The following is a 1,927-nucleotide window of genomic DNA, read 5'->3' as shown; positions in this document are numbered from 1 at the left end:
CGCTGCGATTTTGAAAAGGTCAACGAGGAGTAGCAATGAAAGTCGCGAAGGTAGACGCAGGGGCCAACCTGGCCGACCCCGCCTCCCAGGCCTGGAGCAGCGTGACGTCCACGGCGGTCGCGCTTGCCCCGGTGCCGCTGGCGGCCCAGCCCACGGAGTACATCCGCGAGGCCTGGGCGAAGCGGGCCTACGGCAAGACCGCCGAGGCGAAGGTCGCCGCCGCCACGGACGGCCAGAAGCTCTACGTGCGGGTGGAGTGGCAGGACGACGGCGCTCCCAACGGCGAGTTCCAGGATGCCGCCGGCGCGATCGTCGGTGACGGCGCCCTGGCCACGCTGGGCGAGGCGAACGCACCGGTGAACCTCTGGTACTGGGAGAACGGGCGGGGCGCCCTCAACCTGGTGTCGAAGGGTCCCGGCGTGGTGAGCAAGGCCGATGCCAGCGCGGTGGGCGGCGCGGGCGCCCTGGCGGGCGGGAAGTGGTCGGTGGTGGTGAGCGGACCGGCCAGTGCCGCCCGGGGGAAGCTCGGGGTGGCCGTCTGGAACGGTTCGAACGAAGAGCGGGCAGGGCTTGCCGCGGTCAGCCGCGAATGGCTGACGCTCGAGTAGGCAGGAGGAGAAGAAGATGACTGCAAACGGAACGCGGCAAGTCGCCTGGGTGTTCGACCTGAACAAGTGCATTGGCTGCCAGACCTGTTCGGTGGCCTGCAAGGTGCTCTGGACCCGTGACGAGGGTGAGAAGCACGAGTGGTGGTGCTCGGTGAACACGATGCCGGGCCAGGGCACGCCGAAGGACTGGGAGGCGATGGGTGGTGGCGTGGACGCCGCCACGGGCAAGGCGAAGGGCGGCCACCAGCCGACGAAGGGCGAGTTTGGCGGCGGCTGGGACTTCAACTACTACGAGGTGTTCTACGGGGGCACGGCGGGCAAGGCCCACCTGGAGCCCCAGGCCCCGCGCGAGAACCGCTGGGCGATGAACTGGGACGAGGACCAGGGTGCGGGGGAGTGGCCGAACTCCTACTTCTACTACCTGCCCCGCATCTGCAACCACTGCACCAACCCCACCTGCCTGCAGGCCTGCCCCACGGGCGCCCTCTCCAAGCGGGACGACGGTCTCGTCTTGCGGGACGAGGATGTCTGCATGGGGGACCGCTTCTGCATGGAGGCCTGCCCCTACAAGAAGATCTACTTCAACTACGAACGGCACGTGTCCCAGCACTGCATCGGTTGCTTCCCGCGCATCGAGGCGGGGGTGGCGCCGGCCTGTGTGCGCCAGTGCCCGGGGCGGGCCGTCTTCGTGGGCTACCTCGACGACGAGAGCTCGGCGGTCTACAAGCTGGTGAAGAGCTGGAAGATCGCCCTTCCCCTGCACGCCGAGGCGGGCACGGGACCGAACGTCTTCTACGTGCCGCCGCTGTCGCCCTACCGGCTGAAGGACGACTTCAGCATCGACTACGAGACGCCGCGCATCCCGCCGGAGTACCTGGAGAGCCAGTTCGGACCGGAGGTGCACACGGCCCTGGCCACCCTCCGCTCCGAGATGGCGAAGGTCCGCGAGGGCGGCTCCTCCGAGATGCTCAAGACCCTCATCGCCTACAAGTGGCAGGAACTGCTCGGGCCCTTCACCACCGACCCGGCTTCCCTTACTCCCGCCGCGTCGTAACCTGAGCGTAGGAGGCAGCAGACATGTTTGTTTACTCACTCGCCGGCTTGCAGATTGACGGCGACGCCAACGAGGAGATGGAGCTCGCCGACAACGAGACCACGGCGCGGCTGGGCGTATACCAGGCACTTGGGCGCCTGCTGACGTGCCCCGACGCGGATTCGCATGCAGCCGCGGTGGCCGGCGAGTGGCCGGGACGCCTGGCTCACGACGCGGGCCTTCTGCCGTTTGCTTTCGACTTCGGGTCCGCCTCGGTGCCGGCGGC

The 1,927-nt window shown here is 68.3% G+C and carries 3 protein-coding genes; all 3 read left to right on the top strand.

All coding sequences use genetic code 11. The features are described 5' to 3' along the window. The first annotated feature begins 35 nt into the window (after positions 1 to 35). Complete coding sequence (locus AB1578_23650; GenBank protein ID MEW6490893.1) at positions 36 to 608, top strand: hypothetical protein; 573 nt, start codon at positions 36 to 38, stop codon at positions 606 to 608. A 16-nt stretch (positions 609 to 624) separates the two neighbouring features. Beyond that, the gene (locus AB1578_23645) at positions 625 to 1,662 is read left to right on the top strand and encodes a 4Fe-4S dicluster domain-containing protein (GenBank protein MEW6490892.1); all 1,038 of its coding nucleotides are present in this window, start codon (positions 625 to 627) and stop codon (positions 1,660 to 1,662) included. Positions 1,663 to 1,685: 23 nt separating this feature from the next. Beyond that, positions 1,686 to 1,927 (top strand): hypothetical protein (locus AB1578_23640; GenBank protein ID MEW6490891.1); only part of this gene is annotated, 242 nt, incomplete at its 3' end.

This window comes from Thermodesulfobacteriota bacterium (assembly GCA_040756475.1).
Lineage (GTDB): Bacteria > Desulfobacterota > Deferrisomatia > Deferrisomatales > JACRMM01 > JBFLZB01.
Note: the sequence above shows the minus strand (reverse complement) of the source record. Positions and strands in the feature narration are given on the sequence as shown.

Excerpts from the sequence above, each read along its gene's own strand:
- AB1578_23650 (MEW6490893.1), top strand. The coding sequence starts at position 36 with ATGAAAGTCGCGAAGGTAGACGCAGGGGCCAACCTGGCCGACCCCGCC.
- AB1578_23645 (MEW6490892.1), top strand. The coding sequence starts at position 625 with ATGACTGCAAACGGAACGCGGCAAGTCGCCTGGGTGTTCGACCTGAAC.